The sequence below is a fragment of the Mucilaginibacter sp. P4_G9 genome (genome assembly GCF_056400985.1).
In genome coordinates this window covers 1-14,331 of sequence record NZ_JBFUKF010000122.1, presented here as the reverse complement: position 1 = coordinate 14,331, position 14,331 = coordinate 1, and the positions used below count along the sequence as shown (strand labels likewise).

Genomic DNA, 14,331 nt, shown 5'->3' with positions numbered 1-14,331 from the left:
GTTCATTATGATGCCGATATTTTTTACGCAGGTGGGTATTCTTTATTATGTGGGTATTGCTTTCTTCTGCGCAATGCTTATCTACCAGCATTTGCTGGTAAAGCCTAACGACTTGAGCCGCGTAAACTTTGCCTTTATGACCACCAATGGCATTGCCAGCGTAGTATTTGCTGTATTATTTCTTTTAGACAGGATATGGAAACACTAACCGCCATCAATAAATTCAGAGAACACGTTGAAGTATACGTTTCGATGAATGATGCGGAATGGCAGATCTTATTACCCCTATTGGAAATATGTAAACTTAAAAAAAAGAAAAACTTTGCCGAACCGGATAAGGTTTGCAGCCACATAGGGTTTATTGTAAAAGGCTCTGTACGATATTTTCATGTTAAAGATGGCGAAGAGATAACCGGTTACTTCAGCTTCGAGGACGAACTGCTTTGCTCATATAAAAGCTTCTTAACCGATACCCCAGGTTCCAATTATATCCAGGCCCTGGAGGATACACAAATAGTTACGCTTAGCTATAAAGCCATGCAACAGGCTTATGCCCATGAACTCATCGGGCACAAAATGGAGCGTTTTGGCAGATTGGTAGCCGAGCATTATCTTATCTGCTACGAAGACCGTGTAACATCCTTTATAACACAAACTCCCGAAGAACGTTACAATAAACTATTGGAAACCGGCGGCGAAGTGCTACAGCGCATCCCACAGCATTATATTGCCAACTTTTTAGGGATCACCCCCGTTTCGCTTTCGCGGATCAGGAGAAGGATCATGAAAATAAGTGCATGATGAGCTGAAAGCCGAAGGGTTAAAGCCAAAGCCTGTTGTCTATTCAAGATGAAGATTTGATCATTTCGTTGATCAATTTAACAGCGATTTTTATGATTATCTGTACGTCTGAAGCCTGAAATTTGCACAGGAAATCCTATCAATCCTGCATAATCTTTAAATCGTGTTTTTCTTATCTTTTGTTAACGTTTTGACCTTCAACGACGCTATATCTTTGTTGTAACAAAAACGAAAAAACTATGCATACTATATTAGGAGCCGGGGGCGCAGTGGCAAATGCCCTCACCCGCGAATTGATGAACACCAGCGAAACTATCTGTTTGGTTAGCCGCAAACCGGTAAAATTTACCGGTAAAAACATAACCTGGCAAAAAGCCAACCTGTTGAATTACGAAGAAGTATTATCCGCGGCAAAAGGGTCAACGGTGATTTATCTTGTTGCCGGCCTGGTTTATGATGCAGCCATCTGGAAAGTACAATGGCCCATCATTATGCAGAACGTCATCAACGTTACTAAAGCAACAGGCGCACGATTGATATTTTTTGATAACGTATACATGTACGGCTTAGTTAACGGAGCTATGACAGAGGATACGCCCTATCATCCCAACAGTAAAAAGGGCCTGGTACGTGCAGGCATTGCCGATATGCTGATGAACGAGGTAAAAGCCGGGAACATCCGTGCTACTATTGCCCGTGCACCCGACTTTTATGGTACCGACTCACTAAACAGTTTTGTTGATATGATGGTGCTTACCAAATACGCAGCAAAGCAAACAGCCCAATGGATAGGCAATCCGGATAAGAAACATAATTTCATCTACATTCCTGATGCAGGCAAAGCCATGTTTTTGCTTGGGCAAAACCCGGATAGCGATAACCAGGTATGGCACTTGCCTGCTCCGCCAGCTATTACCGGCAAGCAGTTTATAGATATTGCAGCCCAGGTTTATAACGTAAAGCCTAAATTTATGCGCATCAACAAGTTAATGTTATGGCTAACAGGCCTGTTCCAAAAAGTAGTAATGGGAGCTGTGGAGATGTATTACCAGTATGATCACGATTACATTTTCGACAGCAGCAAATTTGAGAAAGCCTTTAATTTTAACCCAACAAGCTATGAAGACGGATTAAAGGAGCTGTCGAAGACATTGTACAAGGCAAAAGCATAATTCAGAAAAGGTCTGGTGTCAGTAAAGCCCGAAAGGCGAAAACAGCTTTCGGGCTTTCTGTTTTAGATTTCCTCCTTAGAACATATGAATTAAACACTTTCCAGGCTTTACACTTTTGACCTTCGGATCAAAAAAACTTCCGTACTAATCTGCATATTTGCACATCTATAATTTGCATATCTAAAAAAATGATCCACAAAAAAACAAGAACATATATCCCGGCTACGCTCGATATCAAATGGGAAATACTTGAACCCATTTATAAAGAACTACTTGACCGCCCTATCAATTCGGTTAAAGAACTGGAAAAATGGCTGCATGACAGGAGCGAATTGGAAGCCGCTTTGGAAGAGGATTCGGCCTGGCGTTATATCCGCATGACCTGCGATACCACCAGCGAAGAACTACTACAAAACTTCCAGTATTTTGCAACAGAGATATCGCCTAAAATTGCCCCTTATGATAACAGTTTAAACAAAAAGCTGGTAGCAAGTGAATACATCGATCAGCTTGACGGCGAAAAGTATTTCATCTTTTTAAGAGCCATCAAAAAGAGCTTAGAGCTTTTCCGAGAGGAAAACATCCCGGTACAAACCGAGATCCAGGTAGAGCAGCAAAAATACCAATCGATCACCGGTGCCATGTCGGTGCATATTGATGACAAGGAGTTTACTTTAGAGCAGGCTTCCGTATTTTTAAAAGGTACCGACCGGGCCAAACGCCAGGAGGCCTGGGAAAAGATAACTGCCCGCCGTTTGCAGGATAAGGACACCTTAGATACGCTATTTGATCACCTGCGCAAATTGCGTCATACCGTGGCGCTAAACGCCGGTTTCGAAAACTTCAGGGATTACATGTTCCAGGCGCTTGGCAGGTTTGATTATACGCCGCACGATTGTTACCTCTTCCATGAAGCTATCGAAAAAGAAATTGTACCTATCCTTCGTGGGGAGGCAGAAAAACGCAAGAAAGCCCTTACCCTGCCAGTTTTAAAGCCATGGGATATGGATGTGGATGTATCTGGCAAACCGGCCTTAAAACCATTTCAAAATGGCAGCGAGCTGATTGAGAAATCTATTCAGTGCTTTAGTAACATTAACCGTTACCTGGGCGAACGTTTGGAGATCATGAAGGATAATAACCTGTTTGATGTGGAAAGCCGTAAGGGCAAAGCACCCGGTGGCTATAACTACCCGCTATCAGAAACGGGAGCCCCGTTCATATTCATGAACTCGGCCAATACCTTCCGCGATTTAACCACCATGGTACATGAAGGCGGCCACGCGGTGCATACTTTTTTGACTGCCGACCTGGAGCTGAACGATTTTAAACATTGCCCGTCTGAAGTTGCCGAACTGGCTTCCATGTCGATGGAGTTGATATCGATGGATAACTGGGATGTGTTTTTTGATAACGAAGAAGACCTTAAGCGCGCCAAACGCGACCAGCTTTTCGATGTACTTAAAACCCTGCCATGGGTGGCCGTGGTCGACCAGTTTCAACATTGGATCTATACTAACCCAGGCCATACAGATGTCGACCGTAAAACCGCCTGGATAGAGATTTATGAGCCATTTGGCGCAGGCTTTGTGGATTGGAGCGAACACCCGGATGCCGAAGCCAACCTGTGGCAAAAACAGCTGCACATCTTTGAGGTACCGTTTTACTATATTGAATACGGGATGGCACAGTTAGGCGCTATCGCGGTGTGGAAAAACTATAAAGAGAACCCGGAGAAAGGCCTGAAACAATACCTCGATGCCCTTAAACTTGGCTATACCAAAACCATAAAAGAAATTTATGAAACCGCGGGCATCAAGTTTGATTTCAGCGCGGCATATGTGAAGGAACTGGCAGAGTTTGTGAAGGGGGAAATGGATAAATTGTAGAAGCCTCACTCAACCCTCTCCTTTGGAGAGGGCCTTGATTTACAGGTTTTTTACAGCAGCATCCCGCGTGCTGCAAACTTTGCACATGGGATGCTGAAACAAGTTCAGCATGACTTCTCTGCTACCCTACCGCTCATACAACTCCAGCGGCAAGCCATCCGGATCTGCAAAGAAGGTAAAGCGTTTATTGGTAAGTTCATCCACCCGGATAGGCTCTACCTCTACCTCAAATTCCTGCAGGCGATAAACGGCGTCGTCCAAATTATCTACCTCAAAAGCCAGGTGGCGCAGGCCGGCGGCTTCAGGGTGTGACGGACGTGGAGCGGGTTCCGGAAATGAAAAAAGCTCAATCTGGTAGCGGTCGCCCACTTCCAGATCAAGCTTGTATGATTGTCGTGCTTGGCGATATACCTCGCGCACTATTTTTAAACCCAGTACCTGGCTGTAAAAATGTTTGGACTTTTCATAGTCGGAACAAATGATAGCGATGTGGTGTACCCGGGTTAGTTTCAGCATTATTCGCCTAAAATAGAGTGTAGTACATTGCTATGAACCATTTTCACATCGGTAACGTGGCCAAACAGTTCTTCGTCAACATTAAGGAAACCATTGTTTACAGTACCCAGCAGACTAAACTCCGTTTCGCTGGTGGCCATAAACTCAATAAAGCGTTCCTGCTCCTCGGGTGCTACGGTTACCACTACCCTACCCTGCGCCTCGCCGAAAAGGAAGGCATCCTTGCGGATGGTATCATCTGTAGAAATATCAAAACCTAAACCATTTGGCATGGCTGATTCCAACAGGCAGGTGTATAAACCACCATCGGCCACATCATGGGCGCTTTCAAGCACACGGTGTTTGATGAGCTCTTTAATGGTTTGCTGTATAGCATACTCTTTATCAATATCAAAATACGGGGCCGGGCAAGCGGTGATTTTATGCCATGAGGCCAGGTATTGTGATGAAGCGATATCATTTACCGATTCGCCTATCAGGTAGATCAAATCGCCGGGTTGTTTAAAATCGGCGGTCATGATATTTTCGGTATCTTCCATTACACCCAGCATACCAATGGTAGGCGTTGGGAATACAGAGCCACCATCTGCAGATTGGTTATAAAAGCTCACATTACCGCCGGTAACAGGAGTTTCAAACTTGCGGCAGGCATCGCCCATACCTTTAATGGCGCTTACAAACTGCCAGTATACCTCGGGGTTGTAAGGGTTACCAAAGTTTAAGCAGTTGGTGATAGCCACAGGCTCGCCACCGGCGCAGGTAATGTTACGGGCAGCCTCGGCTACGGCAATAGCGGTACCCTTGTAAGGATCGGCGTATACGTAGCGGGAGTTACAATCTGTTGTTAATACAATGGCTTTGTTGGTATCCTTAACGGCTACAACGGCTGCATCGCAGGCCAGATTGGCTGTCATGGTTTGTACGCCTACCATGCTATCGTACTGGTCGGTTACCCAACGTTTTGATGCCAGGTTAGGGTGTGCAGATAAATGCTCAGCAACTTCAACCAGGTTGGCAGGTTCCGGCACATCATCTATATTAAATTGCTGGTTAATAGCATAGTAAGCAGGCTCGCGGTATTCGCGTTCGTAAACCGGGGCGCCACCGCCTAAAACAAGGTCGTCGGCAGGTACATCGGCTACTTTTTCGCCATGCATGTAGTACTCTAAACGCTGGGTATCAGTAACCTCGCCTATGATCGCGCAGTTAAGGTCCCATTTATCAAATACGGCTTCCACCTCTTTTTCGCGGCCTTTATGCACCACAATCAGCATGCGCTCCTGTGATTCAGAAAGCAGGATCTCGTAGGGCTTCATGTTAGCCTGGCGGGTAGGTACCAAATCCAGGTCRATACGCATACCGTGCTCGCCTTTGGCGCTCATTTCGGAGTTGGAGCAAATGATACCGGCAGCGCCCATATCCTGCATACCAACCACGGCGCCGGTTTTAATAACTTCTAAGGTAGCCTCTAACAACAGCTTCTCCTGGAAAGGATCGCCTACCTGTACGGCAGGAAGATCGTTCACCGAATCTTTACTGATATCCTTCGACGCGAACGCCGCGCCATGGATGCCATCTTTACCTGTGGCAGAACCTACTATATAAACAGGGTTACCCACGCCGTATGAGGTTGCAGAGACGGTTTCGCCCGCCTTAACAATACCTGCCGACATGGCATTCACCAATGGGTTTACATTGTAGCAATCGTCAAAAAACAATTCGCCGCCAACGGTTGGGATACCAAAGGCGTTGCCGTAGTGACTGATGCCTTTTACCACGCCCTTAACCAGCCACTGGGTTTTCTCCAGTTTAAGGTCGCCGAAGCGCAGGGAATTTAGCTGGGCAATGGGCCTTGCACCCATAGTGAATATATCGCGGTTGATACCGCCCACGCCTGTTGCCGCGCCCTGGTAAGGTTCAAGGGCTGATGGATGGTTATGTGATTCTATTTTGAAGGCGCAGCCAATGCCATCGCCAAGGTCAACCAGGCCGGCGTTTTCTTCGCCTGCTTTGGCCAGCATGCGGTCGCTGTCTTTAGGCAGGGTTTTTAGCCAGGTGATGGAGTTTTTGTACGAGCAGTGTTCGCTCCACATTACCGCGAAGATGGATAGCTCGGTAAAGTTGGGCACGCGCCCTAATATCTCTATAATACGTTCAAATTCTTCGGGTAGTAAGCCTAAATCTTTGGCGGTTTCAACGGTGGTTAATTCCTGGTGCTCCAAGGTAATATTGTTTTATTTTGAAAGGATGCGCAAAATTAGGAAAAAAAGCGGAAAGGCGAAAGGAAGTAGATAGTATCAAGTAGTTAGTATCAAGATTTGACTTTCGGACGTTCGGACTTTCGGACTTTCGGACAAAAGACTTTCGGACAAAAAATCAATGCAGCTGTCTTGATACTTGATACTAAAAACCGTTCCATCGGAACGCCTGGTACACCCCGAACGGCGTGGAACGCTTTGGTGTTGATTATCAACGCTTTATATTTTGTCAAAACAGGGCATGGAACATCATTTATACTGACAGTCAAGTATTTAAGATTTTGACAAATTGAATCTTTTTACTCAAATTTGGCGCCAGCAGTATCAAAATGTGCCCTGCATAACATACATTTCCTTTGTCCGAAAGTCCTTTGTCTTTTGTCCGAAAGTCCTTTGTCCATCTATCCAGATACCTGCTATCAAAACCTAATACCATACCGGAGCTTCACTTTTAAAGCAGGCGTCTGTTTTTTTTCAGGCTTTGCCTGTTATCTATAAAAGTAACCAATTCTATAATTTTGCTCCGGGGTTTAATACGGTAGATTACCGAAATTTGCGGTATGATGACCCCTATATAGGTGTGTTTTGTTTTATAAGTTTTACGTGCAATAAAAGGTTCTTTGGCCAGGGTATCAAGATACTGGAAAACCCTTTCAATAAATTTCTTTGATTCTACCTCGGGCCAGTTTTCCAAAAGATAGTCAATATTCCTTTGAAAGGTCTCGCCGGCTTTTTCAGACCAGATTATTGTCATTTAAAACCGAATCTTTTTTTTGCCTCTTCATGGCTGAATGACTTACCATTATCTAATTGTGCCAGGCCCTCTTCAACATCGGCCTGTTGTTTTTTGCTCAGGCCATCAAACCAATCCAAATCCCTGTTATCAATCAAAGCTTTAATATCTTTAATTAAGCTAACATCATCGGTGTTTATAATTTGCTGTAATACATTTAGTTTTTCTGCCTGTATATTCATATCTCAAATTTAACTATTATTTCTAAAATAATCATGTACGCTATGCCTTTGTTAGTGTTATCTTCATTACACAAACAACGTAGACTCCCATCCTGATACCCGATACTAAAACCCGATACCAATTTTATCCTCATCTAACATCTCATATCTAATCCAGAGGTCGAGAATAATCAGGAATTATAGAGAAAAATCAAGAAAAATGATAACAAAAACCGGTTACCTCCTGAGTTAATTCTTTTTTATTTAGCCTGTATATTTAACACTCCATGGTGACAAAACAGTGTCACCATCTTTGTTTTGGTGGATGTCTAAATTTGTAGGGTGCGGGGTGCGGGTGGCGAGGATCGGGATTCGAATTTTGGTTAGCCCCCTAATGCACCCTGACTACCCCAAACTTCACCCGTATCTCCCCCGTGTTAACCACATCAAAAATCTTGATACTTGATACTTGATACTAACTACTTAATACTAATTACTTGATACTATTTATGCAAACATCAGAAAGACCATCCATCATCGAAGATCTCCGCAACGAGATTCGCGGAATCATTCCCACCAAAAGCAGCAACACGAACCACGCAACACGAACCACGCCCCCCTCCACTCCCGACCCTGAAACCGTTGCCGACCTGTTCCACATCCACTCCCTTAACCAGTGGATGACCATGGAAAAAGAAAGCGATCAGCCCCAGATGCTGTTCGACAGGTTTTGGATAGAGGGCGAATTGTGCATCCTGTTTGCCGATACCAATATGGGTAAAAGCATCCTGGCCGTACAGCTTGGCGACAGTATTACCAGCGGTAAGTCCATTACAGGTTTCCAGTTAGGGGCAAAACCCACGCCTGTGCTGTATATCGATTTTGAGCTTAGCTCCAAACAGTTTGAGCAGCGGTATACCGATAAAAATGGTACTTATAAGTTCGACGACAATTTTCACCGCGGCGAGTATAACCAGCTGAGCATGCTCCCCATCGATCAAAAAAATTACGATGACTATGTTATCGGCGCGCTCACCCGCGGTATTAAAACTACCGGCGCCACGGTGCTTATTATCGATAACATTACCTGCCTGCGCAAGGGTACCCAAAGCGCCAACGAGGCCCTGCCCCTCATGAAAAAGCTCAAATATCTTAAAACCCGCCACGGCCTCAGCATCCTGGTGCTGGCACATACGCCAAAACGCAATACCGCCATCCCCATTAGCCGCAACGACCTGCAGGGCAGCAAAATGCTCATGAACTTTTGCGATAGCGCCTTCGCCATAGGCGAAAGCCAAACCATGCCGGGGTACCGCTACCTTAAACAAATAAAACAGCGCAGCACCACCGAAACCTACGGGGCCGATAACGTTTGCCTGCTTAAGCTGGAACACCGCAACAGCCTGCTCCAGTTCACCCTTACCGCTCACAGCGCCGAACACAGTCACCTGCGCCGGCCCGACCAGCAGGACCGCGACCGCACCGCCCGCCAGGTTGCCGATCTGCACCGCCAGGGTTACAGTCAGCGCAAAATAGCCGCCAAACTCCAGTTAGGCCTGGCCACCGTAAACCGCATGATCAGCTGGGCAACGGGTGGGGAAGTTTAGGGGTTTGGGACTTTCGGATGTTCGGACTTTCAGACTTTCGGACAAAGGACAGCAATGCTCTTCCTGCTTTTGATAAATCATGTTATGTTTTAATTTGAATAATGCTTATCTTTATAGTATGACTACGATGACAATACAGGTTCCTGATGCGCTGGAAAAAGAGCACGATGAAACCGTGCGTTTGATTGCAGCCAAATTGTACGAAGCTGGCAAACTATCATTAAGCCAGGCCGCCGAAATGTGCAGAATGAAAAAATGGGATTTTGCTGAAATCCTGATCAATTTTGGCGTAAACTACCTTGACCCAAGTGTTGAGGCTGATCTGGATCATGCCTGAAAATTCTATTTTATTACTGATACCCTATTCAACATCAATATTCCCCATTTCTGTGTTCCACAAATCCGGGTTACGGCTTGTGTGTAAAACAGCATAAATGGTTATAAGCTTTTCAGATTCGTCAACTGTATAATGAATCATAAAAGGAAAAACATCTAAAACAGCAGTCTTTACTTCATCATATCTGGTTGTATATGAATATGGATTTTTCCTGATCAGGTTTATCTTTTGGCGAACCTTTAGTGCAAACTTTTTACCAAGCTCTTTTTTCTGTAAATTATACTATAGCGCAGCTTCTCTGATGTCGTGTTTAGCAGATATAAGACAACAGCTTTATACATCACAGGTCTTTTTCGATATCATCCATTGCGGTGTCGAAATCTATAGCCTGCCCGGGGTCATTTTTATAATTGCTAACACGCTTCCTTACTAAATCCACATGCCACGCTGGTACTGTAAGCTCTTCTTCCTCAATACCTTTAAATCTACTTTTTAATTCATTCCATTCTTTGATAGGAATAAACACTCCGGTTGTTTCACCGGTACTGTCAGAAATAAATTGTAAACTCATAATTAAAGCTTTAATACACTAACACATTTCATCTATTAACAAAAATAAGGATAAAGCTTAAAAAAAAATAAATCCCGGCCATCATTAAGTCAACATATTCCGTCCCCTCAGGGTCCTGCTTGGAAAGGGACCCTGAGGCCTGCTAAGTATAAAACTATGCAGATCCAACTTGCATGAAAACGTTGCTAAAGGGTTGTCATGGTGAGCCCGTCGAACCATAGTGGGCAAAGGCCTCTCCGCGCGAGTCTTCGACAGGCTCAGACTGACAGGCCTTCACACCTTGATAGGGCTGTCATGGTGAGCCTGTCGAACCATAGTGGGCAAAGGCCTCTCCGCGCGAGTCTTCGACAGGCTCAGACTGACAGGCCTTCACACCTTGATAGGGCTGTCATGGTGAGCCTGCCGAACCATAGTGGGCAAAGGCCTCTCCGCGCGAGTCTTCGACAGACTCAGACTGACAGGCCTTTCCGTCCCCTCAGGGTCTGCTTAGAAAGGGACCCTGAGGCCGCCTGCAAAGTATAAAACTATGCAGATCCAACTTGCATGAAGAACTTTTCAATTTCTTTTACCGCGTTTTCAAGGCCGTTCTCACTCCTTATTTGCTGACCGATGGCTGCCGCATTGTTTCTTACTTCGCTTGTTTGAATTTTTGTTAATGCCGAAATCAGCTTATCGGCATCGAGCTTTTTAACCGGGATATGAACGCCAAATTTCATTCGTTCGGCTATTTTTCCCCAGGTTGGCTGGTCGGTGTAAAACGAAATAATGATTACCGGCAAATCGTTTCGCAGCATTGCCGCCAGCGTACCCGCACCACCGTGAAATACCCCTGCTTTACATTTTGGTAAAACAGTTCCGTGATTTACATATTTTGTTACAAACAGGTTTTTATGTGCCGGTAAGTTTTCAAAAAGCGACCAGCCTGTACAAAACAAAATCCGCTCATTGGTTTTGTTTAACATGGTGTTTAAAATGTTCATAAACTTTTCGGTATTGCCAACACCGTTACTGCCAAAGCCAATGTATATGGGTTTATCACCTTGCTGCAACCAATCATTTAACCCAGCCGGGCTTTCATCCCTAAAATGGCCCGCTCTTTTTTGTTCGGGAACAGTTAAAAAGCCGGTTATTTTATGGTTATCATCCCAATCTTTAGGTTGAGGGATGAGGCTGGGGCTTAAGCAATATAAGTCGAGCGGCTTTTGTTTGCCAATATAGTCTACAAGGTTTTCCTTTAAAACGGGCAGGCCTAATTCTTGTCTCCATTCGTTGGTCTCTTTCTTTACAAATTTCCAGAAAAACAGGTGCGCCAGCTTATAGGTCAGTTTATTATACCAGGGGAAATTCAGGAAGTCAAAATCACCCAAAGGGAATTCGACTGTAGGCACAACCGGCGGCATAAAATAGGTTAGCGCAATTTTTTTATGTTGCTTTTCGGCAATCGCGCTTGTAATGGGCAGCGTTGCAGCATTTGCTATAATAAAATCTACCTGGTTAATTCCCGCTATATAGCTTTTGCGCAAAGGGCCTCTTATTTCATGAAGCGCTTTAAAAAAGTACTTCATCAGCTTAATGGTATTCTCTGTTTTTAGTACGCTTTGCCCTTCCCGCGAGTTCATTATTTTCTCGGCATCTCCATGCAGCGGATGAAAAGCAAGACCGTAGCCCTCCACTAATTCCCTGAAATTTCCTGGTGCTGCAATAATTACCCGGTGTTTTTTGTCGCTAAGGCCTAAAGCCAAAGCAATATACGGCTGTATATCGCCCCGTGTTCCGTAAGTAAAAATTCCTATGTTCAATTGTGGTTGGTTTATTTACAAAGGAACTGATAGAAAAGGACTTCTTTGAGTGATTGTTAAAAAATTAATGGGGGCTTTTTTGTTTCGATGCTGATAAGTCCACATATACACAACAATCCGGCAGAAGCAGGGAAACCATCAACCAAATTCATCTCATATCTAAACAGGGCGTTTCCCGCTGATAGAAGCGGGCCGGGCTAAACGCTCATACTACACCGGCGTTAGCTACAAGGCCGGTATCCGCTTATATCCCTAACGCGAACGTGGAGAAATTGTGGGGTTAAGGGCTTTACAACGAAATCGTGATTTGCATGCGGGGTACACGCGACACGCGTGCACCAGCGAAGGGATCGCGCAACTACTGAAGTTGCTAATGGTGTTGTTAATGCAGTCCATGAGTTTGTAGGGTCATCATACAGAGTACCAGAGGAACCTAAATGTACTTGTACAAATGCATGTACCTGTAAATAAAAATCTCGTACAATTAGCCGAGACTTTTATTTACCATTGAGCGCTCTATTAGAAGCCGTTTCATAACTAGTTTATGAGACGGCTTCTTTTTTATAATCCGTTTCCTTTTTTAAGGACGCAAACGAAGTAGAGTTTTTTTGTTCCTCATTATATTACACTCGTTTTAAAATACCTAAATTATAATTGTACTTTTATTCTACTTAAATAAATTATCATTTTAATATCGAAAATAATCATGGAATACGATAATATCGACAATGAAATTGTTGAGTCCAATAAAGAAATCGTTGATAATATCACTTTAATTTTATCAGAGAACATTAAAACATATTCAAGAGACTGGACTGTTGAGACTATTTATAATCAGATCAAGCAAGGTAATATAGAACTCAATCCAAAATTTCAACGCAGAAATGCCTGGAACGACGAAAAGCGGAGTAGATTGGTTGAGTCTTTAATCCTGAAGCTTCCTGTTCCTGAAATCGTACTTGCTGAAAGCCACACCGAAAAAAATAAATTTATTGTACTTGACGGTAAGCAACGTTTACTAACTATAGCTGGTTTCATCGAAAATGATACTTATAAATATTGGGATAAACCAGTTTTAAAAGATTTAAAGCTGAAACCAGCTTTGAATAATATGAGTTTTGAATTGTTATCGCAGGATATCAATAAGGAGTTTAACAGGGCTTTTCAAAATTCGGATATAAGATGCACCGTGGTATTCAATCAAACGTCTGACGATATTTTATATGAAATTTTCTACAGACTTAATTCGGGTGCAGTTCCTCTCTCAATGCAGGAATTGAGACAATCCTTACGTAAAGGTGAATTTTCTGATTTTTTAATGGAATCAACGGAAAAAATTGGCCCACTTCATAAAGTTTTAGGTATTGACCAGCCCGATAAACGCCTATTAGATGCGGAAATACTTTTGAAATTCATATCCAACCGATTAAGATTAAGTGAATATAATGGTAACCTGAAAAAATTTCTTGACGATAGCATGGTATTGTTAAATAAAGAATGGGCTACTCATAGTGATCAAGTTGTTGAGTTATACGCAGAACTTAACAAAGGCATAGAGTTGTATTCAAAAATTGTAGGGATAGATAGCGTAGGCAATTATTATAAAGAGAGTAGGTTTAATAGAAATCTCTTTGACGTTCAAACATACTTTTTCTCCCAGTTAGGCGAGGCAGATTTAAATGAGGTCAATAACTCTAAATATCTTGAGGGTTTTGAAAAATTATCTCAAAAGGATTCTGCATTTAGGAAATCAATGGTTTCATCAACGAACACTAAGAAAAGCTTAGCCACACGTTATGAACTGTTTAGGGCTCTGATAAATGAGTCATTTAATAAGAACTTTGCTAATCAGTTGCCAGTCGATAATGAATGATTATTCTGAACTCAAAAATTATTGTTATCGGCTGTATATTGGTTTTATAAAACAATATACAAAAGCGAAAACGCTAAAGCCAACGTCAGAAGAAATAGATAACGTTAAAGCATTTTGCGTTTTGTCTCACGCCGCATTGGAAGAATATTTCGAAAAACTTGCAACGAAAACAATTATTTCCGCTAAAAAAAAATTTGACGGTAAATCCTTAATCGACAAAATTCCTAATAACCAATCAGAGTTAGATGCTGTAAACAACAATATAATTCAGTTAGTAAAAACGTTGACGCTTAGTAGTGGCTATTATATCTATTCAAAGAAAAATTCCGATGCGCTTAAAAACTATAAGTCAAAATTGGAAAAAGCGGCCCAGCTACATACTGATAACACGATATTAACATTAAACGATGTTATTGAGTTGACTAAAAAAACAGATTCATATACGAACGAAATTTTAAAAGAGACCAACACATTTTTCGAGCAATATATATCTGAAAATCATGGTGCATCTTTAAAATACCTTTTAAAATTACTTATTCCGGTAGGTATAGATA

13 protein-coding genes and 2 pseudogenes are annotated in these 14,331 nt (G+C 43.0%); 8 read left to right on the top strand and 7 right to left on the bottom strand.

Annotated elements, in window-relative coordinates:
* From AC1DPZ_RS12550 to AC1DPZ_RS12535, 4 genes and pseudogenes are all read left to right on the top strand, one after another.
* A pseudogene (locus AC1DPZ_RS12550) lies at nt 1-208 on the top strand (4-hydroxybenzoate octaprenyltransferase); the annotation flags it as partial.
* On the top strand, nt 196-801 hold the full coding sequence (locus tag AC1DPZ_RS12545) for a Crp/Fnr family transcriptional regulator (protein ID WP_477403777.1): 606 nt from the start codon (nt 196-198) through the stop codon (nt 799-801). The pseudogene AC1DPZ_RS12550 and the gene AC1DPZ_RS12545, both read left to right, overlap by 13 nt.
* Before the next feature lie 239 nt (nt 802-1,040).
* The gene (locus AC1DPZ_RS12540; protein WP_477403775.1) at nt 1,041-1,973 is read left to right on the top strand and encodes an NAD-dependent epimerase/dehydratase family protein; all 933 of its coding nucleotides are present in this window, start codon (nt 1,041-1,043) and stop codon (nt 1,971-1,973) included.
* A 188-nt stretch (nt 1,974-2,161) separates the two neighbouring features.
* On the top strand, nt 2,162-3,862 hold the full coding sequence (locus tag AC1DPZ_RS12535) for a M3 family oligoendopeptidase (protein ID WP_477403773.1): 1,701 nt from the start codon (nt 2,162-2,164) through the stop codon (nt 3,860-3,862).
* A 126-nt stretch (nt 3,863-3,988) separates the two neighbouring features.
* Here AC1DPZ_RS12535 and gloA2 read toward each other — a convergent pair whose 3' ends face one another.
* From gloA2 to AC1DPZ_RS12515, 4 genes are all read right to left on the bottom strand, one after another.
* Nucleotides 3,989-4,378 (bottom strand): SMU1112c/YaeR family gloxylase I-like metalloprotein, encoded by a 390-nt coding sequence (gene gloA2 / locus AC1DPZ_RS12530; protein WP_477403771.1) that lies wholly within the window; start codon nt 4,376-4,378, stop codon nt 3,989-3,991.
* Nucleotides 4,378-6,600, bottom strand: a complete 2,223-nt coding sequence (purL, locus tag AC1DPZ_RS12525; RefSeq protein WP_477403769.1) for a phosphoribosylformylglycinamidine synthase subunit PurL — start codon at nt 6,598-6,600, stop codon at nt 4,378-4,380. The genes gloA2 and purL overlap by 1 nt, the downstream gene beginning before the upstream one ends.
* Nucleotides 6,601-7,087: 487 nt before the next feature.
* Complete coding sequence (locus AC1DPZ_RS12520; protein WP_477403766.1) at nt 7,088-7,390, bottom strand: type II toxin-antitoxin system RelE/ParE family toxin; 303 nt, start codon at nt 7,388-7,390, stop codon at nt 7,088-7,090.
* Complete coding sequence (locus tag AC1DPZ_RS12515) at nt 7,387-7,611, bottom strand: MerR family transcriptional regulator (RefSeq protein ID WP_477403764.1); 225 nt, start codon at nt 7,609-7,611, stop codon at nt 7,387-7,389. The genes AC1DPZ_RS12520 and AC1DPZ_RS12515 overlap by 4 nt, the downstream gene beginning before the upstream one ends.
* A gap of 488 nt (nt 7,612-8,099) precedes the next feature.
* On the opposite strand from AC1DPZ_RS12515, the gene AC1DPZ_RS12510 reads away from it, so the two are divergent.
* Together AC1DPZ_RS12510 and AC1DPZ_RS12505 are read left to right on the top strand one after the other, a co-directional pair.
* Nucleotides 8,100-9,197 (top strand): AAA family ATPase, encoded by a 1,098-nt coding sequence (locus tag AC1DPZ_RS12510; protein WP_477403762.1) that lies wholly within the window; start codon nt 8,100-8,102, stop codon nt 9,195-9,197.
* 127 nt (nt 9,198-9,324) lie between these two features.
* Nucleotides 9,325-9,534 (top strand): UPF0175 family protein, encoded by a 210-nt coding sequence (locus AC1DPZ_RS12505; RefSeq protein WP_477403760.1) that lies wholly within the window; start codon nt 9,325-9,327, stop codon nt 9,532-9,534.
* Between the two features lie 24 nt (nt 9,535-9,558).
* Here AC1DPZ_RS12505 and AC1DPZ_RS12500 read toward each other — a convergent pair.
* From AC1DPZ_RS12500 to AC1DPZ_RS12490, 3 genes and pseudogenes are all read right to left on the bottom strand, one after another.
* A pseudogene (locus tag AC1DPZ_RS12500) lies at nt 9,559-9,780 on the bottom strand (type II toxin-antitoxin system RelE/ParE family toxin); the annotation flags it as partial.
* 94 nt (nt 9,781-9,874) lie between these two features.
* On the bottom strand, nt 9,875-10,105 hold the full coding sequence (locus AC1DPZ_RS12495; RefSeq protein ID WP_477403758.1) for a hypothetical protein: 231 nt from the start codon (nt 10,103-10,105) through the stop codon (nt 9,875-9,877).
* 524 nt (nt 10,106-10,629) lie between these two features.
* Nucleotides 10,630-11,904 (bottom strand): glycosyltransferase, encoded by a 1,275-nt coding sequence (locus AC1DPZ_RS12490; RefSeq protein WP_477403756.1) that lies wholly within the window; start codon nt 11,902-11,904, stop codon nt 10,630-10,632.
* A gap of 706 nt (nt 11,905-12,610) precedes the next feature.
* Between AC1DPZ_RS12490 and AC1DPZ_RS12485 the strand changes: the two genes are divergently transcribed.
* Nucleotides 12,611-13,777, top strand: a complete 1,167-nt coding sequence (locus AC1DPZ_RS12485; RefSeq protein ID WP_477403754.1) for a GmrSD restriction endonuclease domain-containing protein — start codon at nt 12,611-12,613, stop codon at nt 13,775-13,777.
* Nucleotides 13,770-14,331, top strand: a 562-nt coding sequence (locus AC1DPZ_RS12480; RefSeq protein ID WP_477403752.1) for a hypothetical protein, incomplete at its 3' end; no start/stop codon positions are given. The genes AC1DPZ_RS12485 and AC1DPZ_RS12480, both read left to right, overlap by 8 nt.

Bases quoted from the DNA above. Each gene is read 5' to 3' on its own strand.
- AC1DPZ_RS12545 (WP_477403777.1), top strand. From the start codon at position 196: ATGGAAACACTAACCGCCATCAATAAATTCAGAGAACACGTTGAAGTA.
- AC1DPZ_RS12540 (WP_477403775.1), top strand. From the start codon at position 1,041: ATGCATACTATATTAGGAGCCGGGGGCGCAGTGGCAAATGCCCTCACC.
- AC1DPZ_RS12535 (WP_477403773.1), top strand. From the start codon at position 2,162: ATGATCCACAAAAAAACAAGAACATATATCCCGGCTACGCTCGATATC.
- gloA2 (WP_477403771.1), bottom strand. From the start codon at position 4,378: ATGCTGAAACTAACCCGGGTACACCACATCGCTATCATTTGTTCCGAC.
- AC1DPZ_RS12520 (WP_477403766.1), bottom strand. From the start codon at position 7,390: ATGACAATAATCTGGTCTGAAAAAGCCGGCGAGACCTTTCAAAGGAAT.
- AC1DPZ_RS12515 (WP_477403764.1), bottom strand. From the start codon at position 7,611: ATGAATATACAGGCAGAAAAACTAAATGTATTACAGCAAATTATAAAC.
- AC1DPZ_RS12510 (WP_477403762.1), top strand. From the start codon at position 8,100: ATGCAAACATCAGAAAGACCATCCATCATCGAAGATCTCCGCAACGAG.
- AC1DPZ_RS12505 (WP_477403760.1), top strand. From the start codon at position 9,325: ATGACAATACAGGTTCCTGATGCGCTGGAAAAAGAGCACGATGAAACC.
- AC1DPZ_RS12495 (WP_477403758.1), bottom strand. From the start codon at position 10,105: ATGAGTTTACAATTTATTTCTGACAGTACCGGTGAAACAACCGGAGTG.
- AC1DPZ_RS12485 (WP_477403754.1), top strand. From the start codon at position 12,611: ATGGAATACGATAATATCGACAATGAAATTGTTGAGTCCAATAAAGAA.